At 34.5% G+C, this 26,677-nt stretch carries 25 protein-coding genes, 1 pseudogene and 1 riboswitch; of the genes and pseudogenes, 12 read left to right on the plus strand and 14 right to left on the minus strand.

Annotated elements, in window-relative coordinates; genetic code table 11:
- The first annotated feature begins 169 nt into the window (after window positions 1-169).
- The 4 genes and pseudogenes from ACLBWW_RS01555 to ACLBWW_RS01570 all read left to right on the plus strand — a co-directional run bounded on the left by ACLBWW_RS01555 (window position 170) and on the right by ACLBWW_RS01570 (window position 4,045).
- A complete protein-coding gene (locus ACLBWW_RS01555) occupies window positions 170-1,711 on the plus strand; it encodes an MDR family MFS transporter (RefSeq protein WP_447613891.1) in 1,542 nt (513 codons plus the stop codon).
- Window positions 1,712-1,910: 199 nt separating this feature from the next.
- Complete coding sequence (locus ACLBWW_RS01560) at window positions 1,911-2,174, plus strand: MerR family transcriptional regulator (RefSeq protein WP_048546471.1); 264 nt, start codon at window positions 1,911-1,913, stop codon at window positions 2,172-2,174.
- Window positions 2,171-3,328: pseudogene (locus tag ACLBWW_RS01565) on the plus strand (RNA-guided endonuclease InsQ/TnpB family protein). Before ACLBWW_RS01560 ends, ACLBWW_RS01565 begins: the two are co-directional and overlap by 4 nt.
- A 159-nt stretch (window positions 3,329-3,487) precedes the next feature.
- A complete protein-coding gene (locus ACLBWW_RS01570) occupies window positions 3,488-4,045 on the plus strand; it encodes a PadR family transcriptional regulator (RefSeq protein WP_048546160.1) in 558 nt (185 codons plus the stop codon).
- A 191-nt stretch (window positions 4,046-4,236) separates the two neighbouring features.
- On the opposite strand, the gene ACLBWW_RS01575 is transcribed toward ACLBWW_RS01570, so the two are convergent.
- A complete protein-coding gene (locus tag ACLBWW_RS01575) occupies window positions 4,237-4,668 on the minus strand; it encodes an NUDIX hydrolase (RefSeq protein WP_046957439.1) in 432 nt (143 codons plus the stop codon).
- Window positions 4,669-5,021: 353 nt separating this feature from the next.
- Window positions 5,022-5,209, plus strand: a riboswitch (cobalamin riboswitch).
- Window positions 5,210-5,337: 128 nt separating this feature from the next.
- Here ACLBWW_RS01575 and metE point away from each other — a divergent pair.
- Window positions 5,338-7,626: a 5-methyltetrahydropteroyltriglutamate--homocysteine S-methyltransferase gene (metE, locus tag ACLBWW_RS01580; protein WP_048546162.1), complete on the plus strand. Its 2,289-nt coding sequence runs from the start codon at window positions 5,338-5,340 to the stop codon at window positions 7,624-7,626.
- A 37-nt stretch (window positions 7,627-7,663) separates the two neighbouring features.
- On the opposite strand, the gene comJ is transcribed toward metE, so the two are convergent.
- Window positions 7,664-8,053, minus strand: coding sequence for a competence protein ComJ (comJ, locus tag ACLBWW_RS01585; RefSeq protein WP_048546163.1), 390 nt, complete (start codon window positions 8,051-8,053; stop codon window positions 7,664-7,666).
- Between the two features lie 36 nt (window positions 8,054-8,089).
- The gene (gene nucA / locus ACLBWW_RS01590) at window positions 8,090-8,524 is read right to left on the minus strand and encodes a DNA-entry nuclease (RefSeq protein ID WP_000811502.1); all 435 of its coding nucleotides are present in this window, start codon (window positions 8,522-8,524) and stop codon (window positions 8,090-8,092) included.
- 236 nt (window positions 8,525-8,760) lie between these two features.
- On the opposite strand from nucA, the gene ACLBWW_RS01595 reads away from it, so the two are divergent.
- The gene (locus ACLBWW_RS01595; RefSeq protein ID WP_000387495.1) at window positions 8,761-9,510 is read left to right on the plus strand and encodes a DUF3967 domain-containing protein; all 750 of its coding nucleotides are present in this window, start codon (window positions 8,761-8,763) and stop codon (window positions 9,508-9,510) included.
- Between the two features lie 52 nt (window positions 9,511-9,562).
- On the opposite strand, the gene kinB is transcribed toward ACLBWW_RS01595, so the two are convergent.
- Window positions 9,563-10,837, minus strand: a complete 1,275-nt coding sequence (gene kinB / locus ACLBWW_RS01600) for a sporulation sensor histidine kinase KinB (RefSeq protein ID WP_000420378.1) — start codon at window positions 10,835-10,837, stop codon at window positions 9,563-9,565.
- A 309-nt stretch (window positions 10,838-11,146) separates the two neighbouring features.
- Here kinB and ACLBWW_RS01605 point away from each other — a divergent pair, with 309 nt between their 5' ends.
- Both ACLBWW_RS01605 and ACLBWW_RS01610 read left to right on the plus strand, forming a co-directional pair.
- The gene (locus ACLBWW_RS01605) at window positions 11,147-11,347 is read left to right on the plus strand and encodes a hypothetical protein (protein ID WP_000929285.1); all 201 of its coding nucleotides are present in this window, start codon (window positions 11,147-11,149) and stop codon (window positions 11,345-11,347) included.
- A gap of 123 nt (window positions 11,348-11,470) precedes the next feature.
- A complete protein-coding gene (locus ACLBWW_RS01610) occupies window positions 11,471-12,634 on the plus strand; it encodes an aminotransferase A (protein ID WP_048546166.1) in 1,164 nt (387 codons plus the stop codon).
- A gap of 4 nt (window positions 12,635-12,638) precedes the next feature.
- Here the strand turns inward: ACLBWW_RS01610 and malR are convergent, their stop codons facing one another.
- From malR to ACLBWW_RS01630, 4 genes are all read right to left on the minus strand, one after another.
- Window positions 12,639-13,670, minus strand: coding sequence for a maltose operon transcriptional repressor MalR (malR, locus tag ACLBWW_RS01615; RefSeq protein ID WP_048546170.1), 1,032 nt, complete (start codon window positions 13,668-13,670; stop codon window positions 12,639-12,641).
- Between the two features lie 283 nt (window positions 13,671-13,953).
- Window positions 13,954-14,796 (minus strand): maltosaccharide ABC transporter permease MalD, encoded by an 843-nt coding sequence (malD, locus tag ACLBWW_RS01620; protein ID WP_001022607.1) that lies wholly within the window; start codon window positions 14,794-14,796, stop codon window positions 13,954-13,956.
- Entirely contained in the window at window positions 14,797-16,098 is a 1,302-nt protein-coding gene (gene malC, locus ACLBWW_RS01625) for a maltosaccharide ABC transporter permease MalC (protein ID WP_048546172.1), read from the minus strand. It lies immediately after the preceding gene.
- A 64-nt stretch (window positions 16,099-16,162) separates the two neighbouring features.
- Window positions 16,163-17,422 (minus strand): extracellular solute-binding protein, encoded by a 1,260-nt coding sequence (locus ACLBWW_RS01630; RefSeq protein WP_000709925.1) that lies wholly within the window; start codon window positions 17,420-17,422, stop codon window positions 16,163-16,165.
- 323 nt (window positions 17,423-17,745) lie between these two features.
- Here ACLBWW_RS01630 and ACLBWW_RS01635 point away from each other — a divergent pair, with 323 nt between their 5' ends.
- Window positions 17,746-19,506, plus strand: coding sequence for an alpha-glycosidase (locus ACLBWW_RS01635; RefSeq protein WP_048546174.1), 1,761 nt, complete (start codon window positions 17,746-17,748; stop codon window positions 19,504-19,506).
- A 40-nt stretch (window positions 19,507-19,546) separates the two neighbouring features.
- Here the strand turns inward: ACLBWW_RS01635 and malL are convergent, their stop codons facing one another.
- Window positions 19,547-21,223 (minus strand): oligo-1,6-glucosidase, encoded by a 1,677-nt coding sequence (gene malL / locus ACLBWW_RS01640; RefSeq protein ID WP_098047885.1) that lies wholly within the window; start codon window positions 21,221-21,223, stop codon window positions 19,547-19,549.
- 262 nt (window positions 21,224-21,485) lie between these two features.
- Between malL and ACLBWW_RS01645 the strand changes: the two genes are divergently transcribed.
- Window positions 21,486-22,586, plus strand: coding sequence for an ABC transporter ATP-binding protein (locus tag ACLBWW_RS01645; RefSeq protein WP_000818929.1), 1,101 nt, complete (start codon window positions 21,486-21,488; stop codon window positions 22,584-22,586).
- Window positions 22,587-22,652: 66 nt separating this feature from the next.
- On the opposite strand, the gene ACLBWW_RS01650 is transcribed toward ACLBWW_RS01645, so the two are convergent.
- The 3 genes from ACLBWW_RS01650 to ACLBWW_RS01660 all read right to left on the minus strand — a co-directional run bounded on the left by ACLBWW_RS01650 (window position 22,653) and on the right by ACLBWW_RS01660 (window position 24,114).
- Complete coding sequence (locus ACLBWW_RS01650; protein WP_048546179.1) at window positions 22,653-23,162, minus strand: SDR family NAD(P)-dependent oxidoreductase; 510 nt, start codon at window positions 23,160-23,162, stop codon at window positions 22,653-22,655.
- 64 nt (window positions 23,163-23,226) lie between these two features.
- Window positions 23,227-23,325 (minus strand): hypothetical protein, encoded by a 99-nt coding sequence (locus ACLBWW_RS01655; protein ID WP_000145657.1) that lies wholly within the window; start codon window positions 23,323-23,325, stop codon window positions 23,227-23,229.
- A gap of 333 nt (window positions 23,326-23,658) precedes the next feature.
- On the minus strand, window positions 23,659-24,114 hold the full coding sequence (locus ACLBWW_RS01660) for an RDD family protein (RefSeq protein WP_000769076.1): 456 nt from the start codon (window positions 24,112-24,114) through the stop codon (window positions 23,659-23,661).
- Between the two features lie 131 nt (window positions 24,115-24,245).
- On the opposite strand from ACLBWW_RS01660, the gene ACLBWW_RS01665 reads away from it, so the two are divergent.
- The gene (locus tag ACLBWW_RS01665) at window positions 24,246-24,677 is read left to right on the plus strand and encodes a DUF3997 domain-containing protein (RefSeq protein ID WP_000758773.1); all 432 of its coding nucleotides are present in this window, start codon (window positions 24,246-24,248) and stop codon (window positions 24,675-24,677) included.
- Window positions 24,678-24,723: 46 nt separating this feature from the next.
- Here ACLBWW_RS01665 and ACLBWW_RS01670 read toward each other — a convergent pair whose 3' ends face one another.
- Both ACLBWW_RS01670 and ACLBWW_RS01675 read right to left on the minus strand, forming a co-directional pair.
- On the minus strand, window positions 24,724-25,488 hold the full coding sequence (locus tag ACLBWW_RS01670; protein ID WP_048546181.1) for a hypothetical protein: 765 nt from the start codon (window positions 25,486-25,488) through the stop codon (window positions 24,724-24,726).
- Between the two features lie 36 nt (window positions 25,489-25,524).
- On the minus strand, window positions 25,525-26,253 hold the full coding sequence (locus ACLBWW_RS01675) for a DUF4184 family protein (RefSeq protein ID WP_048546183.1): 729 nt from the start codon (window positions 26,251-26,253) through the stop codon (window positions 25,525-25,527).
- 147 nt (window positions 26,254-26,400) lie between these two features.
- Here ACLBWW_RS01675 and ACLBWW_RS01680 point away from each other — a divergent pair, with 147 nt between their 5' ends.
- Window positions 26,401-26,670 carry a hypothetical protein gene (locus ACLBWW_RS01680; RefSeq protein WP_000059857.1) on the plus strand — a complete coding sequence of 90 codons (270 nt, stop codon included), beginning with the start codon at window positions 26,401-26,403 and terminating at the stop codon, window positions 26,668-26,670.
- Window positions 26,671-26,677: the final 7 nt, after the last annotated feature.

Consider the following 26,677-nt stretch of genomic DNA (forward strand, 5'->3'; position numbering starts at 1 on the left):
ATATTTTGGCGGAAGAAAAAGTTTGCCTTTTAGTCAAATTTGACTATAATATTCTTTATGGCTTTGTCAGTGCACTTATGTAAATTAATTTAAAAAACTATATTTCAAATTTTTATGCGCTGCACTCAAAACTTCATATAGTTTACTTATTATTAAAGGAGGGTTATATTTGGAATCTCAATTATCAAAAAAAGACTCCAACAATACAAAGTTTGTTGTTGCAGGTTTATTACTTGGTATTTTAATGGCGGCAATGGATAATACAATCGTTGCAACAGCAATGGCAACGATTGTTGGAGACCTAGGAGGATTTGACAAGTTCGTTTGGGTCACGTCTGCATATATGGTAGCAACAATGGCAGGGATGCCTATCTTCGGAAAACTTTCTGATATGTACGGACGGAAACGCTTTTATATTGGTGGTCTCATTCTTTTCTTATTCGGTTCTGCACTTTGCGGGACAGCATCTAGTATTGAGCAACTAAGTATTTATAGAGCAATTCAAGGGATCGGTGGCGGTGCTCTTATGCCTATCGCCTTCACGATTATGTACGATATATTCCCACCAGAAAAGCGCGGAAAAATGACAGGGCTATTTGGTGCGGTTTTCGGAACATCTAGTGTATTTGGCCCTTTATTAGGTGCTTATATTACAGACTATATAAGTTGGCATTGGGTCTTCTATATTAATATTCCATTAGGAATTATCTCCTTCTTCTTCATTACTAAATACTACAGTGAATCTCTAGAATTTAGAAAACAAAAAATTGATTGGGCTGGTGCCATTACACTTGTTATTAGTATCGTTTGCTTAATGTTCGCCTTAGAACTTGGTGGTAAAGAACACGCATGGAATTCCACTGTAATTATCGGTTTATTTACAACAGTTGTTATTATGCTCATTATTTTCTTCTTCATAGAACGAAAAGCAACGGAGCCTATCATTTCTTTCCATCTTTTTAAAAAACCTTTATTCGCAGCTAGCCAAGGCGTTGCCTTTTTCTATGGTGCCGCTTTTATTATCTGTACAGTTTATATTCCAATCTTCGTTCAAGGTGTTCTCGGCGGTTCAGCCTCCAATGCTGGATTAATTTTAACACCTATGATGGTTGGCTCTGTAATTGGAAGTCAAACAGGTGGACAGTTAGCTTCACGAACAAGTTATCGTAACATCATGATCGTATCTGGCGTTTTCTTTGTAATTGGTATTTATTTACTAAGTACTTTAACGATGGATACACCTCGTCTACTTGTAACACTATTTATGGTTCTCACTGGACTTGGAGTTGGTTTCTCGTTCTCAGTTTTAAGTATGTCTTCTATCCACAAGTTAGAAATGCGAGATCGTGGTTCTGCTACATCAACAAACTCATTCTTCCGTTCACTCGGTATGACTCTTGGTGTAACAATTTTCGGTACCATTCAAAATCATATTTTTACAGATAAATTAAGCACGGTGTTCCCTCCTGAACTAGCTAAATTAGCTCCACAAGGCGGAGACACAAGTTTCTTATTATCACAAGGTGCTACCGAGAAGATTCCAGCTGAAATATTAACTGGTATTAAAGAGGCTCTAGCTACCTCTATTGCCAGCACATTCTTCTGGGCACTTATCCCGGCTGTACTAAGTATTATTTGTATTTTACTTATGGGAAATGAACGACTCTTTACAGGTCCAAAAACGAAACAAAAACAAAAGCAAGTAAGTTAGTATAGAAAAAAGAAGCGGCATACCCTTTATGAAAAAGGGTATGCCGCTTATAATATATAAAGTAAATTTTTGATCAGTAAGGAACCATTCCCACTGGTTATTATCCCTCACCAATCGGGATAAAGTTTCTATATACAGGAGAAAGAAACAGTAAACAAAAACATAGACAAAAGTGTGCATATATAGCAAAAAAGTAATTATGAAACAATATAAACCAAAAGAATTTTCAGAAATGCTTAATGTCTCTGTTAAGACATTACAAAGGTGGGACAATCAAGGTGTTTTAACTGCTTACCGAAACCAAAAAGGAAGAAGATATTCTACAGAAGAACAGTATAAGGAATATATGGGTATTCAAGAAGAACTTGTTCAGGATTTAATATCTATCATTCATGTATTTAGCTGTAGAATATATGGGTTGAGAAAATACAAAAAGAAAATGTCGGAGGATGGAGACTTATGAAAAGAGCATATTTAATAGAAATCAAACCGACAACTGAACAAATTAGTAAAATCCGTCAAACTATTGGGGTGTGTCGATATGTATATAACCTGTATATCTCTAAAAATAAAGAGGCATATGAGTCGGAGGGGAAATTTCTTAGTGGCTATGACTTTTCCAAATGGCTGAACAATATTCATACAAAAGAGTGTGACCAGTGGATTAAAGAAGTGTCGAGCAAAGCGGTAAAACAAGCGATTATGAATGGAGATAAAGCTTTTAAGCGGTTTTTTTAAGGTTTATCTCAGTTTCCACGATATAAAAAAAAGAGAAAGCAAGATGTGAAGTGCTACTTTCCGAAAAACAACAAAACAGATTGGACAGTAGAAAGACATAGATTCAAAGTTCCTACAATTGGTTGGGTAAGGTTAAAAGAATATGGATATATCCCTAAAAATGCAACTGTAAAAAGTGGCACAGTATATCAAAAAGCAGGAAGATATTTTGTATCTGTACTTTGCGAATTGGAAGAAATGGCAACAAAGTTAGCACTCAATAAAATAGGTCTAGGGATTGATTTAGGAGTGAAGGATTTTGCTACACGTAGCGATGGTATCGTTCATGAAAACATCAACAAAACAATAAAAGTAAAAAAGATAGAAAAACGGTTAAAACGTGAACAACGCTCTTTAGCACGTAAATTTGAAAATCTAAAAAAGAGAGGTGAAAAATCTGTTACTAATAAAAGAGTGAATATAGATAAAAATGTTCTTAGAGTGCAAAAGTTGCATGCTCGATTAGCGAATATTCGAATAGAGTATGTAAAGTCTATTGTAACGAATGTGGTGAAAAACAAGCCAACGTTTATTACAGTGGAAGATTTGAATGTGAAAGGTATGATGAAGAATAAACATTTATCTAAAACAATTGCCAAGCAGTCTTTTTTTGCTTTTAAAACGTGGCTTTTGACGAAATGTGAGGAATATGGAATTGAATTACGTCAAGTAGACCGGTTTTATCCATCGTCAAAGTTATGCTCATGTTGCAGTCAAAAGAAAGTGGATTTAAAGCTATCTGACCGAGTATATACATGTGAATGTGGCAATGTAATGGATAGAGATTTGAACGCAGCAATCAACCTTTTACAAGCAAAAGAATATACAATACTAACGTAAATAGATTGTATATATGTACGGTGGGCTACATCGGAATTTACGCCTGTGAAGTATCACAGCAAACTGTAGTAGCAAGTGATTAGCGAGGCAGGGCACGTAGAAGCAGGAATACTCTAAGAATATACATTTGTCTATATTTTTAGTAGCAGTTGAGACAGAATGAGCATGAAATTAGTCATTCTCGGTTTGCTACTCGAAGGGGATAAACATCCATATGAAGTGCAACACATCATGAAAGAAAGACAAATGGATTGTTATATTAAATATGCAAAAGGATCACTTTACTACGCCTTCGAGCAATTAGAAAAGCACGGTGCAATTCGTATTACAACTATTGTTCGAGATACGAATAGACCAGATAAAACAATCTTTCATATAACAAAAGAAGGTAAACAATTATTTCACAAGTTGCTATTAAAACAATTCGAGGCAAAAAATCAAATATATAAACCAATTTATTCGGCACTCTCTTTCGCTCATTTTGGTGATGACCAAGAGTTAGTTCCTATTTTAGAAAAAAAGAAAAATGATACCGTTCAATATTTACATAAAATGCAAGCTATTTATGATTGTAGCAAAGGACAAATTCCACGTGCACAACTATATATTTTGCAAAGTGTTATTGAACATATCTCAGTTGAATTACAATGGTTAAACACCCTCCTTACAGATGCAGTTGCAGGGCGACTTTCAGAAATTGATATAGATGAAGGTTAAACTTATAAAGAAGAAACTGTAAAAAGGCGATAAAGTTATTTCATTTTAAAACCTAAAACAAGCATAGCCCCGTTCTAATTTAGGACGGGGGATGCTTGTTTTATTTTCGCTATAAGATACTTATTTCACTGCACTCAAAAATATAACAAAGATTTATTTATCACCGGTATTCCATAATAGAAGATTATTTCTTAAAATTCTATATAAAAAGGTTGTTGATTTTCATCCAAACTGTATTCAATTCTTTGTCTGAAATTCATAAAATTCACCATCTCTAACGCCTGCTCAATAGGATAGAACCCTACTTCCAAACTTTCTGGTGTAGTCGTTAATTTACCTCCAACTGGTCTAGCTAAAAACAACGTATTACATATTGAATGGTTCACATTTTGGAATACTCCACAAAATTTTAAAACTTCAATATCAACACCTGTCTCCTCTTTAGTCTCCCTTATTGCAGCATCTTTCAAAGACTCTCCTTCTTCAACTTGTCCACCTGGCATTTCCCATCCTCTTCTAGGTCCCTTAATTAATAAGATTTCTTTTTGTTCATTAATTACAATTGTCGCTGCTGAAACTATATGTTTTGGTGGTGAATAAATATTTTGTGTACTTTGTTCCAATTGAAATTCCCCATTTCTATAAACTTAGTATATGTATCTTTATACCGAAACCTTTTTCTTTCTTGTGATAACTTACTATTTCAAAATGAACCATTCAATCCCCTTCCTCATTCTAGAATATGGATGAATTTTCAAATAACATAACTAGCATCTTATCTCTGTACAAGTACATACTTCTTTGTATGTTTAATCGTACTTACTTTCAATTCCTCTTACTTTTCTTCGCCCTGAAAAACCAGAATAATCTGAATTATAAAAATAAAAAACTTTAGAATTTTCTTATTTTAAAACAGTAGACAAAATTCCAAAAATTGTGTTAGAATTTGTTTCAATATCATATCGCTTGTTAACTTCCTTTCAAAAGGAAAATAGGTACACGAAAATTTCGATTCGTGTTTAAAAGGGAAGCTTGGTGAAACTCCAACACGGTCCCGCCACTGTAAATGCTGAGATTTCTTTTCTATGCCACTGTGAAAACGGGAAGGTAAAAGAGATTATATGAAGCATAAGTCAGGAGACCTGCCTGTTTTAACAACACTGATAGATTCACGGATGATGATGAGGTGTTAAAACAAAAAGGAAGGCTTATTTTCTATGCCTTTATGCTTTTTGTTATAGGTATTTCCTAGTAAACGGAAATGCTTACTTTCAATTAGGGAGGAATTTAAAATGGCAATTCAAACAAGTAACTTAGGTTATCCACGTATCGGACTACAACGAGAGTGGAAAAAGACATTGGAAGCTTTTTGGTCCAATAAAATCGATGAAGAACAATTTTTAACAAAGATGAAAACAATTCGCCTTCAACACGTAAAAGTACAGCAAGAAAAAGGGATTGAACTCATTCCAATTGGCGACTTTACATATTATGATCACGTTTTGGATACTGCTTATATGCTAGGATTTATCCCATCACGTTTTTCTGAGTTTACATCTTACCTTGATGTATATTTCGCAATGGCGCGTGGCTCTAAAGATCACGTAGCTTCTGAAATGACAAAATGGTTTAACACAAACTATCATTATATCGTTCCTGAATATGAAGAGGGATTACAAATCTCTTTAAAAGATAATCGTCCACTTCGCTTATACGAAGAGGCAAAACAAGAATTAGGAGTAGATGGAAAACCTGTTATTTTAGGACCATATACTTTCTTAAAATTAGCTAAAGGCTACACACAAGAGCAATTTGCTACGATTTTAAAACAGTTAGTTGCACCTTACGTACAACTGATTTCAGAACTACATGCAGCTGGTGCACAAGTCATTCAAGTTGATGAACCGATTTTTGCTTCTTTAACGAAAGAAGAAGTTCAACAAGCAAAAGAAATTTATGAAGCTATTCGTAAAGAAGTTCCAAATGCGAATCTTCTTTTACAAACATATTTTGATAGTGTAGAAGAAAACTATGAAGAAATTATTACATTCCCTGTATCGGGTATTGGATTAGATTTCGTTCATGGTAAAGAAGGTAATCTAAATGCTATTTCAAAATATGGATTCCCAGCTGATAAAACTTTAGCTGTCGGTTGTATAGATGGCCGTAACATTTGGAGAGCTGACCTTGATGAAGTTATTACGTTATTTACAACGTTACAAAAACAAGTCCAAACGAAAGATTTCATCGTTCAGCCTTCTTGTAGCTTATTGCATACGCCAATTGATAAAACAGAAGAAACTCACTTATCAACTGAGCTATTCGATGCGTTAGCATTTGCAAATCAAAAATTAGAAGAGTTAGTTCTTATTCATTCCGCTCTTACTCAAGGTACAGAAAGCATTAGTAATGAGCTGGAAACATACCGAAATGTACATCATACAATTCGTTCATCTGCTGCACGTAACCGAGAAGATGTTAGAACAGCACGAACAGCACTAAAAGAAGAAGATTTTTCACGTCCTCTTCCATTTGAAAAACGATACGAATTACAACAAGTTGCCCTGGAGTTACCGTTATTACCAACAACGACTATTGGTAGCTTCCCGCAAACAACTGAAGTTCGTCAAACTCGAAAAGAATGGCGTAACGGTGTTATTTCAAATGAAGAATATGAACAATTTATTGAAAAAGAGACAGAAAAATGGATTCGTTACCAAGAAGAAATTGGTCTTGATGTTCTTGTACATGGTGAATTCGAAAGAACTGACATGGTCGAATATTTTGGTGAGCGCCTTGCTGGTTTCTCATTCACTAAAAACGGTTGGGTACAATCATACGGTTCTCGCTGCGTAAAACCACCTGTTATTTATGGCGATGTTGCCTTTATTAACGGAATGACTATTAAGGAAACGGTTTATGCACAAAGCTTAACAGAGAAAGTTGTAAAAGGAATGTTAACTGGACCTGTTACGATTTTAAATTGGTCCTTCGTTCGAAATGACATTCCAAGAAAAGAAGTTTCGTATCAAATTGCATTAGCTCTTCGTCACGAAATTGAACTACTTGAATCTTCTGGAATTCGAGTAATCCAAGTCGATGAGCCAGCACTTCGTGAAGGAATGCCACTAAAAGAAAAAGATTGGGATGCTTATATTACATGGGCAGTACAATCCTTCCTTTTAGCAACTTCTTCTGTAGCAAATGAAACACAAATTCATACGCATATGTGTTACAGTAACTTCGAAGATATTGTTGATGCGATTCGCGCATTAGATGCAGATGTGATTTCTATCGAAACATCAAGAAGTCACGGTGAATTTATTGACACATTAAAACATACAACATACGAAAAAGGCATCGGTCTAGGTGTATATGATATTCATAGCCCACGTGTACCGAGTAAAGATGAAATGTATAAAATCGTAGAACAATCTTTAGAAGTATGTGATCCTAAATATTTCTGGATTAATCCTGATTGTGGTTTAAAAACGAGAAGAACGGAAGAAGTTATCCCGGCTTTAGAACACATGGTGCAAGCAGCAAAAGATGCTCGTTCCCTGCTAAAAACAAACGCATAACAAAAATGGGTTATCCTCAAAAAGGATAACCCATTTTTTATTCTTTACTTTCAAAAAAGAATTCGTATTGTATTTTATATAATTCATCATCCGTTGGTTCTTCAAGAGGAGTTGCCTGTAATACAACCGTATACTCACCATTCGGAATAGGGATTTGGAATTTATTCGAAAGAATACTTGTTACAACGATACATTCATTTTTAACTGTAAAAGGAACTGTAACCGTTCTAATCACCTCTTCTTTCTCAATATGTTTCCCAGGGGTCACTTTTACTTCACAAGTATAATCAGAGAGTGCTTCAAAAATAACAGTTCCATCCACCTTCGCATAACCTCTTTCAAAATCTTCATCCGTCCAGTCTACGTAAGGCTGATCACCGTCATAGTTCATCAACATTAATTGCGAATAAGAAATTGTTAACTCCATCGTTCCCCTTCTCCTTCATTATGAAATATGCAACTACTACTTTACGTCAAATTTCACACGCGTACCATCTGGGTATTTATCTAACTTATTTCCTACCCAAGACCCTGCTCCGCGGTTATCTGCTGGACTTATATATTCAATATGTGCTCCTTTTCCGCCTTCTTTACACATCGCCATTGGCCATTCATCACGATCATACCCTTTTTTTGATGGGTATGGAGCTAACGATAATTTTCTTCTATCCGCAGCACCACCACGGTCGATTGTACAAACTTCTGAATGTCCTTCTTTTATAGCATCCGTAATATGTTTCCCTGTCTCTGGATATCGCTCTTTCGGAAATTCTAGAACTTGATCATATGCATTCGTTTTTTTGATACTTGTTTCCTCTGGAACAAGTACTTCATAAACCGCTACTACAATAGAAAGAATTGCAATAATTGAAATGATAATACCTTTTAATTGCTTCATGTATACCTCCATGCTTCTACCAGTTTCTTTTCCTCAGTTATTATAACAAACTTCTCCTGTATATGTTTTCAGACATTATTTTAGCTCTTCTTCGCCATTCCGCCAAAAACTCTCATTTTTCTTCATCTTTTCACTAATGCTGTAGAAAACTAATAACCTTCCGACATTCTTTTTTAAAGGAAGTCCTCATAAAAGATTGAAATGATATATACGATACTTTTTGGGGAGGAAATAACATGGAAGCTATCTATAAAACGAAAGATGTCACGAATAAAACAGGCATCCCAAAACATATAGTCCGTAAATATAGCCAACTGTTAGAGGAACATGGTTATATCATTTCAAAAACAGCTGATGCTCGTATTTATAAACTGGATGATTTAAAACTATTGAAATCTATACATGAAAGAGCTGCTAAACTGCAAGAAGATATTTCAGAAACGATACCTATTATTTTAAAAGAAAAAGAGGCCCCGCCTGTACCCGCTATACAAGATAAGCAAGAAATACAAACGAAAGAAAAAGAAGATGGGCGTAACTTTGAGGAGTTCATGTTAAAACTTGAAATGCTCGCTCAATTAAATGAAGCAATTATTCATCAAAATTCTACCCTTATTACCCAAAATCGTTTAAAAGATGAAAAGCTAGATGAATTGATGCAACAAGTTTATGTAAAAGAAGGCTCTCAAGAAAAAATGCTACAAGAGTTAGTAGATCATGCCGCTCAAACAGATGCCCTGCAAAAAGAAAAGATGGACTTATTAATGAATCATATGTATAAACGAGAATCCAAGCAAGAAGAAAAAATGAATAAACTCGTAAATCAAATTTATAATAAAGACAGCAACCGGGATGCACAACTTATGCAAGTGATTCGCGAAATTCAAGAAACAAAAAGATTAGTCGCAGCTTCGAAAGAACAAAGTTTTTTTCAATCATTTAGAAGTTTATTTAGCCGATCAAAACAAGAAAAAACATCTGAATAAAATAATATTTTTTTCCTATATAAAATAAAAAGTTACCTTCCATCGGTAACTTTTATTCCTTATTTCTTACAGCTGGCAATATAATAATCGCTTCAGTTCCTTTCCCACTTTCGCTTTTATATTCCAGCGTACCATTATGCGCTTGTAAAATACTAAATGTTACCATAAGTCCTAATCCTGTCCCTTTTTCTTTTAAAGAATAATACGGTTGTCCCAGTCTTACTAACTGTTCTTTCGTCATTCCAACACCACTATCTTTAACTCTTATTACTATCGTTTCATCTTTTTGCATAGCCGTTACTTTTAAATATCCTTTATTTCCTTGGATTGCTTCAATACCATTTTTAACAACATTCATAATAGCTTGCTTCAATTTCGTCTTATCACCGATCGTATAAAGACTTTCAGAAATCTCAACTTGCAAATATACACCTTGCATCGCTGCAAATGATGACATAAGAGTTGTCATTTCAATTAATTGAGCGGATAAGCAAATGTGTTCTTTTTTCTCAATTTGCGGCCTTGCTAAATTCAAATAATCTGAAATAATTTGTTCTGCCCGATCCAATTCGGCTAATACGAGACGCATATAATCCTTATTCTTCACATCTTCCGTACTTTCTAACAATTGAATAAAACCACGAACAACAGTGAGCGGATTTCGAACCTCATGTGCAACACTTGCTGCCAATTCACTTACAATATTAAGCTTTTCTGACTTTTGCATCTCTGTACGTAATATTGCATTTTCGTTTAAATATTCTGTTAAGTACACTTGAAATACCATAGTCATAACCATAATAAGCGAAGCAAATATATATCCGCTATATAAGTGTGAAATGTGTGGTGTAAACCCCGTTTCTAACAGAACGTTAATCATACCAATCACTAAAGAAACAAGTACGTACAATGATGAAATCATAAATGCTAAAATTAGCTTCTTATCCCTTGAAAATAGAGACCATTTCTTTGATAAAAATAATGGAACTATTAATAGAAATATTACTTCTATTACCGGAAGAAGGCTCATTCCCTTTAGCGCCCATTCATATGCAACAAAAATAACGGCCGGGATTAAACCAACAATTCCACCATATAAAAAACCACTAACAATCGGGATTGGGTGAAAATTATACCCACAAATGTCACCAAAACAAATAGAGTATGTCATGGAGAGAATGAGTGTAATACTGGATAAAAACATAATAAAGTAGCGGTTCGGCTTCGGAGGCATTTCTTGATAACGATTTAAACGAATCGCTTCATATAAAAATAGTGGCAAAATAATGATGGCAATTTGGATCATTAAATCACGGATCAGCTCCATAGCCTCTCATCCCCTATATGTATTTTGATATGATTATATCATTTTACGGGTTCATTTGTTTTAAAATTTTGATTTTTCTTAACGTATTTGTTAATTCTTTGTTAACAGCACATAATAATTGTTACAGATTTTCGAAATGAATGTAAACCCTGTACCAAATTTCTGCCTGACAGTATACAATGAATACGGATTACAAAGAAAATAAAAAATACTTCATGAGACGGACAACTATAGCAAAATACAGCATATAATCCATACTATCTATGTTTACAAATAAGTGATCATTATTTTAGTAGGAGGAAGATAAATATGGCGGGTACTACGCTTGTTTTAAAAGAAGAAAATTTGGTCGTTCTAGAAAATGTTGAAAAATCAGTATATGAAGAGTTACAGCATAAAACCGGAGAAGAAAATTGCACATGTGCTGTGAATGAATCAGTTGTTCACCTTGGCAAAGTATCCTCTGTACTTTGGAATGAAGATGAAATAGATTGGGAGTACGGATATTAAAAAGTCGCTTACAGCGGCTTTTTTTCTATTATCCCTCTCTTTCTACATAACATATACGCAAGCGAAATCATAGAAAATATGTTAAAATGAACTTAATTTTCAAACGGAAGAAAGGGAGATACAATGGAACAATTCATTAACCCTAGAGTGAAGGACATCCAAATTTCTGGAATCCGTCAATTCTCTAACATGATTCAAAACTATGATAATCTTATCTCTTTAACAATTGGACAACCCGATTTCCCTACGCCTTCTCTCGTAAAAGAAGCGGCAAAACGGGCTATTACAGAAAATTATACAAGCTATACACATAACGCTGGTTTACTAGAATTACGCAAGGCAGCTTGTAACTTTGTAAAAGATAACTACGATTTACAGTATTCACCTGAAAACGAAACCATCGTTACAATCGGTGCTAGTGAAGCAATTGATATTGCATTCCGAACGATTTTAGAGCCAGGAACAGAAGTTATTTTACCTGCCCCTATTTATCCAGGATACGAACCAATTATTCGATTATGCGGTGCTACACCTATTTTTATCGATGTTCGTGAAACTGGCTTCCGTTTAACAGCCGAAGCGCTAGAAAATGCTATTACAGAAAAAACAAGATGCGTCGTACTGCCGTATCCTTCTAATCCAACTGGTGTAACTTTATCAAAAGAAGAATTACAGGATATTGTAACTGTTTTAAAAGATAAAAATATTTTCGTCCTTTCTGATGAAATTTATAGCGAACTTGTATATGAACAAAAGCATACATCTATCGCTCATTTCCCAGAAATGCGTGAAAAGACTATCGTCATTAACGGTTTATCAAAATCTCATTCTATGACTGGCTGGCGTATCGGTCTATTATTCGCACCAAGCTATTTAGCAGGACATATACTAAAAGTTCATCAATATAACGTAACGTGTGCTACTTCAATCGCTCAATATGCTGCAATTGAAGCATTAACAGCTGCTAAAGATGCACCAAAAATGATGCGTCATCAATACAAGAAACGCCGCGATTATGTATATAATCGACTCATTCAAATGGGCTTAACAATTGAAAAGCCAACAGGTGCATTTTACTTATTCCCATATGTTGGTCATTTAACATCTTCATCATTTGATTTTGCACTTGACCTTGTCAAAGAAGCTGGACTAGCTGTCGTTCCTGGAACTGCATTTTCTGAATATGGTGAAGGCTATCTTCGCTTGTCCTATGCGTATAGTATTGAAACTTTAAAAGAAGGCTGTGATCGATTAGAGGCCTTTCTACAACAAAAAGCTAAGAGTTAAACTCTTAGCTTTTTGTTGCATAATGATCGCAAGTTTGGCGCTTTAGTAATTTATGAGGAATAATAATACACTTTGCGGTAGACTCTGCATTCTCTACTTTATCCACTAAAGCTTTTGCTGCTTCATATCCTAGTTGATAAATATTCACATCAACTGTCGAAAGTGGCGGACTCGCAATTTCTGATAATAAAGCATTGTTAAAGCTTATAATGGAAACATCCTTTGGTACAACGAATCCTTTTTTAGAAAGAGCACTTAACACACCAAGTCCAATTAAATCATCCGTTGCCACAATTGCTGTCGGTGGTTGCTGTAGTCCCATTAACTCCTCAACGGCTTGTTGACCACTTTCCCTCGAAAAATCAAAATGTAAAATATACTCTTTTGGTAATACAATGTCCGCTAATTTTAAAGCATCACTCATACCAGCCAAACGATCTCTCGTTACAAGTAAATCGGATCCACCGCCGATGAACGCGATTTGTTTATGACCTAATGAAATCAAATATTCTGCTACTTCTCTTGCAGCTGTATAATTGTCATTATCTACATATGTAATTTCATCTTTTCGATCATACGGTTTCCCAATTAAAACAAACGGGAAATTTTGTTTATGCAAATATTGAATAATCCGATCATTCTCTCTTGAATATAAAAGAATAATGCCACCAATTTGGCGCCCCTGTACCATCTTTACAACACCATTAAAAATTTCATCTTCCGTTTCACCTGTCGACATATAAAGCGCATACCCTTCTACATGTGCAAATGAACTAATTCCTCTTATAACTTCTGGGAAAAACGGATTTTGAAAAGCTTTACTTGCAGAACTTGGCATAACAAGACCAAGTGTTTTTGTTGTTTGGTTAGCTAGGTTTCTTGCGTTTAAATTGGGATGATACCCTAGTTCACTCATTACTTTCCGAACACGACGCTTTGTTTTTTCACTTATACTTGGATTATCAGCAATTACACGAGAAACGGTAGATGGTGCTACATTCGCCTTCTTCGCCACATCTTTAATTGTAACTGTCATAAAAATCCCCCTCCTCTCACTTCTCTGCCATTTTGTTATATATTTTAATCTTGCACCCGTTGCAAGTAATAGGAGAAGTCATAAACTTTCATTGATTCTATCTTGTAATACCTATCATATTCTCCCTCTCCATGTATTGTAAGGGATATAGCTCTTTTTTCCTATACTATAATATACTATTTATTTCACTTCTTTTCATATGTGATGTCAAATCTCTTTTCATCTCCCTATAAAATTTTTTATAGGGAGATGAAAAGAAAAATGGGACGTAACGTCCCATTTTTCATCCTTTCGTACCTCCAGCAGTTAAACCAGAGATAAAGTATTTTTGTAGTGATAGGAATAAAATTGAAATTGGGATTGCAATCAATACTGAACCCGCTGCGAACGTTGTAAATTCATTACCAAATTTCTTCGCTACCATTTCATATAACCCAACTGCTAACGTATAATTTTCTGGTGTGCGCAAAATAACACTCGCTAAAATGAAATCTGTAAATGGACCGATGAAAGTGAATAACGCCACAACCGCTACGATTGGCTTTGCAAGTGGCATAATGATTTGCCAAAAAATACGGAAATGTCCTGCCCCATCCATACGAGCTGACTCATCCAATTCTTTCGGAATCGTATCAAAATATCCTTTCATAAGCCATGTATTCATTGGAATTGCCCCGCCTACATAAATTAAAATTAATGCAAGGTGCGTATCGATTAACCCTGTTAACTGTGCTAATACGTATAGAGCGATTAGCGCCGCAAAGTTTGGAATCATTTGCAGAATTAAAAATGTTAATAAACCATTTTTTCTTCCAACAAAACGGTATCTTGAAAATGCATAAGCAGTAAAACTAATTGCTAACACTGAGAAAATCATCGTTATAACACTTACTTTTAATGTGTTTTTATACCATAGTAAATAATTACTATTCTCTAAATCTAATAACTTACGATAATGATCTAACGTTGCATTTTGCGGAATAATACTTGATCCAGATAAACTATCACCCGGATTAAACGATGAGCCAATAATCCATAATAATGGATAGAAAATGATGGCACACATTACGAAAATAACGAGATAACTTAATGAGAGACGTAACATCTTTTGTCTTTTAATATTCATTTACATCATATCCTCTTCTTGGAATGATTTTGTTCTCTTAAATTGCCATAACGCAACTGTAATAACGATTAACGATAAGATCATTGTAAGAGCTGCCGCTTTCCCGTACTGCGCCGAAGTCATCGTTAACTTATAAATCCATGAAATTAAAATATCTGTTCCACCTGCGTCTTGTCCAGCTACAGCAGGACCTCCGCCGTTAAATAGATAGATGATACTAAAGTTATTAAAGTTAAACGTATATTGCGTAATTAATATTGGTGCTGTTGCATATAGAACAAGTGGCAATGTAATTTTACGAAACTGTTGCCAAGCTGTAGCTCCATCTACTGTAGCAGCTTCATATAACTCCCCTGGAATCGATTGCAGTATACCTGTTGTCATTGCAAAGACGAACGGGAATCCAAGCCACGTTTGAATCATAATTAAAGCAATTTTTGCCCAAAATGGATCTGTCATCCAAGCAATCTTTTCAATTCCAAATAAAGCTAATACTTGATTGTTAATTGCTCCAAATGTCTCATTAAACATACCAGAGAAAACAAGAATAGATACGAATGCTGGAACCGCCCACGGTAAAATGAAGATTGTTCGAATAATTGCCTTCCCTTTAATACCAGGCTGATTTACGATAATCGCTAAGAAAATACCAAGCGCAACTTGTAATGTCGTTGCAACGAATGTCCAAATGACAGTCCAAGAAAATACGCTTAAAAATGTCTCTCTCCACATCGGTAATGTAAAGATATCAATAAAGTTTTTGAAGCCCACCCAATCTACTAATTTAGCTGGAGGAGAGTGGTATAAATCATAATTCGTAAATCCAATTAAAATTACGAAGATGATTGGAAATACAACTACAAAGATAAGTAATAGAAAACCTGGTGAAACCATTAAATATGGAAAACCTTGATCTAGTAAATTACGGTATTGCTCTTTTACAGAGTTTAAAGGTGTTCCTATATCACGTTTCTTCCCGTTTTGGTATGCATCATATAAATTAAATGCATATATTCCGAGTCCAAAAACGATGACGATGAGTGCCAAGATTCCTTCTACTAATAGAAAGACAGAATGATCACGTGGAACTTCTGTACCTAGCGTTACAATTCCCCATAATCCCATATTTAATAAATCAGCAAAGGCTACAATAAATGAACCTGTTAATACTAGAAAAATAAGCCCTTTTACAAATTGCTTATTATACATTTGGCCCACGCCTGGAATGATAGATAACATGGTTGCCATTTTCCTATACTTTGAACCGTTTAAACCGTTTGCTGGTTCCATAGATGTTTGCATGTTCCTTCCCCCTTTTTTTTGGGAGAGAATTCATGCCCCTCATATGAGAGGCACGAATTTCACCTTATTTTTTCTTACTATGATTTGCCTCAATATTACCTTTAATTTGCTTCACTGCATTGTCAAGTGCTGCTTTTGGTGCCTCTTTTTCCGTAACAACTAATTGAAGCGCATCTCCAGCTGGTTTCCATACTTCTTGCATTTCTGGAATGTTCGGCATTGGAATTCCATTTTCAGATTGTGTTGCAACTGCTTTTGCAGCTTCATTATCTTTAATGATTGGATCTTCCATTACTGCTTTTACTGGAGGAATTTCTTTTGTTTTCTCAAATCGAATTTTTGCGTTCTCTTCATTTGTTACCCATTCAGTGAACTTTGTAGCTAAATCATTTTGTTTAGAGAAACTTGTTACATGCCACCCTTTAACCCCAACAAATGTTTTCATTGGTTGACCGTTTGGTAATTTTGGCATTGGAGCAACGCCATAATCAATTCCGTTCTTTTCCATTGCTTGGAACGCCCATGGACCATTCATGATAGATGCTGCTTTTCCTTCGTTAAATAGTCCATCAGCAGCAGGTCCACCCGATTCACCGATAATACCTTTCGGGAATAACTTTTCTTTGTACCATTTTTGAAGATATTCAGCACCTTGTACTGCCCCACTATTATTTAATCCAACATCACTTGCATTTGGCTTTCCATCTTTTTCACCAAACACATAACCACCCATACCTGCCATGAATGCATTAGCAAAGTAGAAGTTATCTCCTAGTGTTAAAAATCCATACTTGCCATCCTTCGTAAATTCTTTTGAGAAGTTAAACAGCTCGTCCATCGTTTCTGGTGCTTTTGGCATTAATTTTTTATTGTAAATAAAGACTGGTGTCTCAATTGCTTTTGGTAAACCATATAATTTCCCGTTATATGTCTGTGCTTCTATTGATGATTCAGTAAATCTGCTCTTCACAGCATCATCAGCTTTCACTTCAGAAAGTAAACCTTCTGTTACTGCGTTTCCAATTTGATCATGTGGCAATGTTACAACATCTGGTCCCGTCCCCGCTGGTCCATCAAGGCGTAACTTCTTCACTTGATCTGTCATTTGCATTTCAACGACTTTTACTTTTACTTTATATTTTTCCTCAAAACTTTTCACTGCTGGTTCTAAACCAACACCTTTTTTATCATCTTCCCAAACGAGAAGGTCGTAATCTTTCTTCGCTTTACTTTCTTCTTTCTTCCCTGAATCTTTCGGTCCACATGCAGATAACATACCAATTGATAATGCTGAAACCGTTAATAATGATAATGCTTTCTTCATCCCAAAAACCTCCCTAAATTGTATATGTACCTTACTAATTGAAAACGTTTGCATTAAATGGTTTAATAGAAGCACAAACAATATCTCAATCTATGAAAACGTTTGCGCTATTTGTCTATCATTATACATTCTTTTATTCATTTTGCAAATATTAATTTTAAAATATTATTACTACACTCCTTATACATTGACTTTATATGAAATGAATACTACTCTTATAAGCAATATTAAAGCTATGCAAAAAGCAATCGTTTGCAACATATACTTTATTATTATACTTAAGGGAACAATATGCATGGAGATATTAAAGGGGGATTTTCTATATGCTTAAAGAAGCTATTTATCATAGGCCAAAAGATAATTACGCATACGCTTACGATAAAAAAACGATTCATATCCGAATACGTACGAAAAGAGAAGATGTTCAAAGCGCCACTCTTATTTACGGTGATCCTTATGAATGGAAAGACGGGAAATGGATTACATCAAGCACACCGATGAAAAAAACTGGTTCTACTGCATTGTTTGATTATTGGTCCATTTCCATCGAGCCTAAATTTAAGCGCTTACGTTATGGATTCGAATTAAAAAATGATACAGAAACGCTTATTTATGCAGAGCGAGGATTTTTTTCCAGTATTCCAAATGATGACGTTGGTAACTTTTTCTGTTTGCCATTTATTCATGCAAATGATGTGTTTCAAGCACCTTCTTGGATTAAAGACACCGTTTGGTATCAAATTTTCCCAGAACGGTTCGCTAATGGAGATCGTGCACTAAATCCAGAAAACACTCTTCCTTGGGGAAGCGCTGAGCCAACTCCAACTAATTTTTTCGGCGGAGATTTTGCTGGTATTATTCAAAACCTCGATTACCTTGTTAAGCTTGGAATTTCGGGAATATACTTCACACCTATTTTCAAAGCACATTCAAACCATAAATATGACACAATTGACTACATGGAAATCGATCCGCAATTCGGGACGAAAGAAACGTTCAAAGAACTCGTTCAGGCATGTCATACACACGGTATAAAAGTAATGCTCGATGCCGTGTTTAATCATAGTGGATACTTTTTCGATAAATTCCAAGACGTACTAGAAAACGGTGAGAAGTCTGCTTATAAAGAGTGGTTCCATATTCATGAATTTCCAATTGTAACGGAGCCACTCCCGAATTATGATACTTTCGCGTTTACACCGTATATGCCTAAATTAAATACAGCACACCCAGATGTAAAAGAATACTTACTTGAAGTAGGGCGTTATTGGGTAAGAGAATTCAATATAGACGGTTGGCGCCTTGATGTAGCAAATGAAGTAGACCACAGCTTTTGGAGAGAATTCCGAAGTGAGATAAAGGCATTAAATCCTGAAGTATATATTTTAGGAGAAATTTGGCACGATGCACTTCCATGGCTACAAGGAGATCAATTTGATGCTGTAATGAGCTACCCTGTTACAAACGCTCTACTGTCTTACTTTGCTAATGATTCCATTAAAGCAAATGAATTTATGAAACAAATTACAGAATCTCTACATTCCTACTCTATGAATGTAAATGAAGCAGCGTTTCATTTATTAGACAGTCATGATACACCAAGAATATTGACAACATGTAACGGAGATAAAAATAAGTTACAGTTACTTTATGTATTCCATCTTTCCTTCATCGGCTCTCCTTGTATTTATTATGGAGACGAAATTGGTATGGACGGTTGTATGGACCCAGATTGTCGCAAATGTATGGTTTGGGATACGAAAGAACAAGATCATCTATTATTTACACATATACAAACATTAATTTCATTACGAAAGCAATATAAAGCATTTGGAGGACATGGTACTTTCCAATTCATCGAAGCAAATGATGAACATAATTATATTTCTTATACGAAAACATATGAAGATGAAACTATCTTTTTCGTTTTAAATCCGACTAACAGTGATGTTACAGCTTCACTCCCTCTCCATGTTACTGGAAAGAAAATTATTAACATTTATACAAACGAAGAATTTTCAGCGGAAGCAAGTGTATTACAAGTTACACTTCCTCCATATGGATTCTCAATCTTAAAATGGTAATAAAAAATCCTTATGCCAAGGTGTGGCATAAGGATTTTTCTTATTTTAATTTAAATACCATCGCTTCATATGGACGTAATACAATGTTATCTATCGATCCACTCTCTACGTCGTAATTGTGTATTAATAACTTTGATTCACTATAACTAATGTCCTTAGGCAATTCAAATACACATTCTTCCGCCGTAAAGTTTGCAATAACAAGAAGTTTTTCTTCTTCATATGTTCTTACGTATGCAAAAATAGAAGGATTATTATCTAATATTAAATCATATGATCCGTACACAACTATTTCATTATTTTTGCGTAGGTCAATTAATTTTTTATAGTAATAAAAAATTGAATCTTTATTTTGGATCGCTTGTTTCACATTGATTTCTTTGTAATTAGGGTTTACCGTAATCCAAGGCTCACCTGTTGTGAATCCAGCATGATCTTTATCATCCCACTGCATCGGTGTTCTAGCATTATCTCGGCCTTTTATATAAATAGACTGCATTACTTTATCTATATCTTCACCGTGCTCTATCACTTTTTCCTTATACATATTTAATGTTTCAATATCTCGATATTCATCAATCGATTCAAATCGAACGTTCGTCATTCCGATTTCTTCTCCTTGATAAATATATGGTGTTCCTTTCATCATATGAAGCACCGTCGCTAACATTTTCGCAGATTCAATGCGATACATTCCATCATTACCAAAACGAGATACAACGCGTGGCTGATCATGGTTATTCCAATACAGGCTATTCCACCCTGTATGCTCTAATGCTTTTTGCCACTTCGTTAAATTCTCTTTTAAAGTAAGGAGTGAGCATGGTTTTACATCCCATTTTCCGCCTTCTCCCGAATCTAAATCCATATGTTCAAATTGGAATACCATCTGCAGTTCTTTTCGTTCTTCCCCAGTATACATTTTCGCTTCTTCTGTCGTTACACCAGGCATTTCACCAACCGTCATAATATCATAATGAGATAATACTTCTTCATTCATTTCATGTAAATATTTATGAATGTTTGGACCATTCATAAAATGCTTATGACCTGAAACATACCCCTCTTCTTCGGTTTCAACAGCTGGTAATCCCTCTTCTTTAGAAATAAAATTAATAACATCCATACGGAAGCCATCAATTCCTTTTTCTAACCAAAACTTCATCATTTCATAAACATCTTGTCTTACCTTTTCATTATCCCAATTTAAATCTGGCTGTTTTTTAGAAAACAGATGTAAATAATATTCATCTGTCATTTCATCATATTTCCATGCAGATCCACTAAAAGCTGCTCCCCAGTTGTTCGGCTCTTTTCCTTCTTTTCCAGGACGCCATATATAGTAATCTCTATATTTATTATCTTTTGATTTACGTGATTCAATAAACCAATTATGTTCATCAGAAGTATGGTTAACAACTAAGTCCATCATAAGTTTCATATTACGTTCATGCATTTCATGTAATAGCTCATCCCAATCTTCCATCGTTCCGAACTCATTCATAATTTTACAATAATCACTTATATCATAACCATTATCATCATTTGGAGATTCATAGACCGGTGATAACCAAATGACATCAACCCCTAATTCTTTTAAGTAATCTAGCTTTGAAATAATCCCACGAAGATCCCCAATACCATCACCGTTACTATCCATAAAGCTACGAGGATAAATTTGATATACTACACTTTCTTTCCACCACTGTTTTTCCATTATGCTACCCCATTTCATTAATAATTCGATTTTCTCTTTTTTAAGGCGCAAACGTTTTCATTAATGAATGATAACAGATTCTATCTTAATTTAAAATAGCGCTTACAACTTTTATTCTTATTTTTCTAAGAAAACATACGCAAATTACTAATATCCCTCTAATAAATGAAAACGTTTTATTTTTTTGTTTATTTTTTGAATCTATTAGTTTATAATGAACTCAAAGAAAACGTTTGCATAATTTTTTCTAGGGGGCAATACCATGGCAGAATTGAAATTAGAAAACATTTATAAAATATATGATAATAATGTAACAGCTGTAACAGATTTTAATTTACACATTCAAGATAAAGAGTTTATCGTATTTGTCGGTCCTTCTGGATGCGGAAAATCTACAACATTACGAATGGTGGCTGGACTTGAAGATATTTCAAAAGGAGAGTTTTCAATTGATGGTAAGCTAATGAATGATGTCCCTCCAAAAGATCGCGATATCGCAATGGTCTTCCAAAACTATGCTTTATATCCACATATGAGTGTGTATGATAATATGGCATTTGGATTAAAACTTAGAAAAATACCAAAAGATGAAATCGATCGTCGTGTGAAAGATGCAGCAAAAATTTTAGGACTGGAACAATATTTAGATAGAAAACCGAAAGCGTTATCTGGTGGACAACGTCAACGTGTTGCGTTAGGGAGAGCAATTGTTCGAGACGCGAAAGTGTTCTTAATGGATGAGCCTTTATCCAACTTAGACGCTAAATTACGTGTTGCAATGCGCTCAGAAATTTCTAAATTACATCACCGTCTTGGAACGACAACAATTTACGTAACACATGATCAAACAGAAGCAATGACAATGGCTTCACGTCTCGTTGTTATGAAAGACGGAAAGATTCAACAAATCGGAACTCCAAAAGAAGTATATGAAACACCTGAAAATATTTTCGTTGGTGGATTTATTGGCTCTCCAGCAATGAATTTCTTCCGTGGTAAATTGACTGAAACCGATTTCGTTATAGATAATTCATTAAAAGTCAAAGTAACTGAAGGAAAAATGAAGATGTTACGTGAACAAGGCTATGTAAATAAGGAAATTGTTTTAGGTATTCGTCCTGAAGACATTCATGATGAACTATTATTTTTAGAAGCTTCACAATCTACTGCCTTCACAACAAAAATCGAAGTTGCTGAGTTACTAGGTGCTGAATCTATTTTATATATGAAACTTGGAGATCAAGATTTTGCAGCACGTGTTGATGCAAGACATACATTTTCACCTGGAGATCAAATTAAACTAGCATTTGATATGAATAAAGCACATTTCTTTGATAGTCAAACTGAACAACGTATTCGTTAAAAAATAATTTCCCTCTGTATAACATACAAAAAAACCGTCCACATACTTTGAGGGCGGTTTTCATTATTATACGAGGGCTTCTACTGTATGAAATGATTGTCCTTTCGTGCCAATAATACCGAAAATCGGTAAGTCACTCAGCACCACTTCTTCTTGCTGTTTCATAAAAGATGACGTTAATTGTTTTATCTCTATCCAAACGTCATTAATACAAAGTACATTGGAATCGTTCTCTTGTTGGCGAGAAAAAATAGAATCTATTTTATATAAACCAGCATTTTGAAAAAGCATATCAATGCGACTAAATGCATTCAAAGTAATACTGATAACGCGTTGCCAATCTCCTTGCTTTCCCATATCATAGGATACAAAAAGTGCTTCTCCGCCTAGATCCGTAATTTCCTCCACTGTTGCCTGTCCACTTTCTTGATCAATGTCCGTCACAATTACTTTTGCGCCTTGTTTAGCCAACAAAAGAGCTGTATTACGTCCAATACCGATGCCACCGCCAGTTACGATAGCAACTTTTCCTGCAAGCTTCATTTTCATTACCCCTTCTATAAGTCTTACCGTCATTCAGTATACTCCTTTATGAGATTAGTCTGCAAGCAAGAAAAGTTTCTCATTAACTTGTAAGCGATTACTTTTTTACTCCTTCTTTTTTCTTACTATTACGCTGATCGAAAACTAAACCGATAAAAATTAAAATCCCCCAAAAGATTACGCTACCCCCAGTCATTTCAATTTCCCCCTTATTATATAAAGTGAAACTTTAATCAGTGGGGGTTTTGTTCATCCCCCACTGATTATTAGTTGAACCAATCGGACGTTTACGGACAGTTGATCTCCCACCTAACTTCTTTGCTTCAACTGAATTTTGAGGTGGGAGTTTTACTGTCCGTTAACGCGGGATAAAGATATTATTTTAATCATTATAACATTTTCTTAATTTTCAATCTATTAAAATCAAAAATGATATGGATTAACTTTTTCTTATTATATATCCTTTAAAATATATTTATATAATAAAAAAAGACCTTCTTATTTTATGTATAAAAAGGTCTCTGTTTTATTATACAAGACTTATCACTTTTGTTTTTGTAATTAAATCTTGAAAACCACAATTATCTTTGCGGAATAACATCATATATACGTTACATAATATCGGAATTCCAAGTAGCAATATGTTCGGTAATAACAATACAAAAAATCTTATAATTAATGTTTGTAATGTTAACTTTTCACTCTTCAATGAAATTAATTTTATTCTCGTTACCTTTTTACCAAGTGTAACACCGTTCCAAATAAAGGGTACCAAAATAAAATATATCGCCATTAATATAAAAACTACTGCGAGATCATATCTATAATCACCAAAACTAATATTAAAGCGATTAAAAATAGCACTATAATTTCCGGTCATAATAGCTACTACTGCACCATACATAACCGAGATTAAAAACATGTCAATTAGGGAAGCACCTATGCGATTCATTACAAGCGCTGGACGATGCATCTTTAACTTCATTTTATGTCGACTCCTTCATATCCTTCTTTACCCGTCTCATCGTACCACTTCTAAAAAACATTGTAAACTAGCGTTTCTCTTACTTTTCTTGTACAATGTGTTACAACAGCATTGTAAAGGAGGTTCCCATATTGAAAAAATGGATAATCCTATTCGTCGCATTCCTATTAGCCGGTTGTGCTGGAAATACAAATCATATAACTTATACGATTAACGATGAATACGAACTCATACGTACTTCTGGAAATGCATTTGAACTTTTCCCATCGCAAGATGCTGTATATGCCACACAATACATTCCTGCAAAAATTACAGACATAGCTTGGGATGATAAATACATTATTGCAAAACAAATTGAGGAAAAGTCAGATCCGAATAACCCTGACGGAGCAATTGCAAATAAAAAAAGTGAGCATTATTGGATTATTGACGTAAAGCATAATAAACGTTTTGGTCCTTATAATGAAAAGCAATTTAATGAACAAAAAGATGCATTTAAAATTAAGGTACCTTTTCAAAATGTAGATTCATACATAAAAGAAAAGAAAAAACAGTCAGCATAATATTTTTAATGCTGACTGTTTTTTCTTTTATGTTTTTAAAAATCCCCTACTCAGAAAGTGAGATATTAAAAGTTTGTGCCTCTTTTACAACATCTTGCGTTTCTGTATCTGCTGCGACTACATTATCTGTTGTAAACTTAATATCCTTTACCTTTTCTTTTCCATCATCAAGTATTAAGCCGATAATACCATCTCTTGTTTCACCAGGCTTATAGTCTTCCCTTGATACATTTTTTGTACCAACGAGCGTATCTTCATCATATAAAAAGTTTTGAGTTGCTACTTTAAAATGTTGCTTATCATTAATCGTAACATCATTCATAGAGAAAAATTGCATATTTTTATTCCCGCTATTTTCCACCTTATATGTAATTTCAACGTAACGAATCGTATCACTAATCTCTGTACCACTTATCGATGCATATAACTCCGCATCTTCTTGACTTACTTTATCTCCTAATCTACGCTTTACTTCTTCAGGAGTTAATGCCGTAAATACTTTTAATGCATTTTTTGCATCTTTACTCATCTGCGATAAAGAGATTACTTTTACATCTTGTATGTGAATTTTCATTGGTGCTACTTCAAATGTTTGATTTACAGATTGAATCTGTTCTAACTTAAAAGTACCCCACCCTGTTTCTTTCACTTTTTGTCCTACTTTTTTCAGCTCACGCCCACCATATTCTTTTGTTTCAGGAATAGATTCTTTCTTCTTCGGTTCAACTTTCTTTTCTTCTTGATGGAAGCAACCACTTAACATAAGAAGAAAACTACATAAAACAAAAATATTTTTCCATGCTTTCATCATATAATTTCTCCTAACACTATCATTCATTAATATAAATTAGTCCTTTGCTTTGTAGACTATAGAAACAATGAGAATTCCACAAAAGGAACTTGTCAGTCCAGATACTATTATACCCCCTATTTGAAAAATATGAAAATAGGGATCTACGAATGCGTGAACGATAAATACTAGAGCTGCGAAAATGATTGCCGAAACCCAATACTTCCTTTTTTCTGAAGCTATCATAATATCTTTCCCTGTTTCATCTTTATACTTCCATAGTACGTATAATAGTAATAAGAAACCAACACATGTACTCCCGTGTTGCATATATTTATACACCGGGATACTATGTAATCCTCTTTGTAACAATGGTATCTTCGTAACAAAATAGCCTGTATTATGAGTAAATGCATCCCAAACGACATGCGTGAGCATACCAAATAAAGCAGAATAGCAAAATACAAAGAAATCCTTCCATGTATGAAGCCCCCACCTCTCATCTACTGCATATGCAAAATAGCCAGCAAATGGTTTAGGTAAATGTGTTATAAACGGCTTTTTTAAAATGTAATGATACATATATGCTAACAGAAATACAAGTGGCAAATTTAAATATAAGAATCCAAGCCATGTATGCCCAATAACACCATACGGTCTAAAGTGTAAAAAATATTCAAAATCAGGCGCCATACTGCCTAATATAAGAGCCGTTACTGAAATATATTGAGAACGCTTTTTCACAAAAGGAAGAACTGCTGCTGGATGCGCAAATGTAAACGGCATGTTTTAACTCCTTTTCATATCTTCAATAGAATACCATCTATCATAACGAGAGAATTGATCTTGATGCAATATTTATTTTCACATTGGAATATGATAGTTTACATGTTATAATCCACATAAATATTCAGAAAATAAGGAGAGGTTCACGTGTCATTAACACTTGCCTTTTTTCTCATTCTGCTTATCTTCTTTGTACTTACATACATCGGCTTTTTTCTGTGGAAGCACTTAAAAATTATAAAATATATGCCTGCTCTCGTTGGTTTTATAAGCGTTCTTTTTATTTTCATATGGAAGAGAATGACTTTAGGCTGGGAAGGTCTTGGCTTTGGCGCACTTCAATATACAATACTATTTGCAAGCTGTCTTACCCTTGTATTTGCTGCTTTTTTAGAATCAAAATCCGTTATGAATTGAGGTTTAT

It is taken from the genome of Bacillus sp. M5A3_1b, assembly GCF_053345335.1.

Coding starts and splice junctions, on each gene's coding strand:
- kinB (WP_000420378.1), bottom strand. CDS start 10,837: ATGGAGCTGATCCGTGATTTAATGATCCAAATTGCCATCATTATTTTG.
- ACLBWW_RS01660 (WP_000769076.1), bottom strand. CDS start 24,114: ATGAAGTTAAAGATGCATCGTCCAGCGCTTGTAATGAATCGCATAGGT.
- ACLBWW_RS01635 (WP_048546174.1), top strand. CDS start 17,746: ATGCTTAAAGAAGCTATTTATCATAGGCCAAAAGATAATTACGCATAC.
- malD (WP_001022607.1), bottom strand. CDS start 14,796: ATGAATATTAAAAGACAAAAGATGTTACGTCTCTCATTAAGTTATCTC.
- malC (WP_048546172.1), bottom strand. CDS start 16,098: ATGCAAACATCTATGGAACCAGCAAACGGTTTAAACGGTTCAAAGTAT.
- malR (WP_048546170.1), bottom strand. CDS start 13,670: ATGACAGTTACAATTAAAGATGTGGCGAAGAAGGCGAATGTAGCACCA.
- ACLBWW_RS01610 (WP_048546166.1), top strand. CDS start 11,471: ATGGAACAATTCATTAACCCTAGAGTGAAGGACATCCAAATTTCTGGA.
- ACLBWW_RS01645 (WP_000818929.1), top strand. CDS start 21,486: ATGGCAGAATTGAAATTAGAAAACATTTATAAAATATATGATAATAAT.
- nucA (WP_000811502.1), bottom strand. CDS start 8,524: ATGAAGCAATTAAAAGGTATTATCATTTCAATTATTGCAATTCTTTCT.
- ACLBWW_RS01675 (WP_048546183.1), bottom strand. CDS start 26,253: ATGCCGTTTACATTTGCGCATCCAGCAGCAGTTCTTCCTTTTGTGAAA.
- ACLBWW_RS01650 (WP_048546179.1), bottom strand. CDS start 23,162: ATGACGGTAAGACTTATAGAAGGGGTAATGAAAATGAAGCTTGCAGGA.
- ACLBWW_RS01630 (WP_000709925.1), bottom strand. CDS start 17,422: ATGAAGAAAGCATTATCATTATTAACGGTTTCAGCATTATCAATTGGT.
- comJ (WP_048546163.1), bottom strand. CDS start 8,053: ATGGAGTTAACAATTTCTTATTCGCAATTAATGTTGATGAACTATGAC.
- ACLBWW_RS01655 (WP_000145657.1), bottom strand. CDS start 23,325: ATGACTGGGGGTAGCGTAATCTTTTGGGGGATTTTAATTTTTATCGGT.
- ACLBWW_RS01560 (WP_048546471.1), top strand. CDS start 1,911: ATGAAACAATATAAACCAAAAGAATTTTCAGAAATGCTTAATGTCTCT.
- ACLBWW_RS01595 (WP_000387495.1), top strand. CDS start 8,761: ATGGAAGCTATCTATAAAACGAAAGATGTCACGAATAAAACAGGCATC.
- ACLBWW_RS01670 (WP_048546181.1), bottom strand. CDS start 25,488: ATGATGAAAGCATGGAAAAATATTTTTGTTTTATGTAGTTTTCTTCTT.
- malL (WP_098047885.1), bottom strand. CDS start 21,223: ATGGAAAAACAGTGGTGGAAAGAAAGTGTAGTATATCAAATTTATCCT.
- ACLBWW_RS01570 (WP_048546160.1), top strand. CDS start 3,488: ATGAGCATGAAATTAGTCATTCTCGGTTTGCTACTCGAAGGGGATAAA.
- metE (WP_048546162.1), top strand. CDS start 5,338: ATGGCAATTCAAACAAGTAACTTAGGTTATCCACGTATCGGACTACAA.
- ACLBWW_RS01605 (WP_000929285.1), top strand. CDS start 11,147: ATGGCGGGTACTACGCTTGTTTTAAAAGAAGAAAATTTGGTCGTTCTA.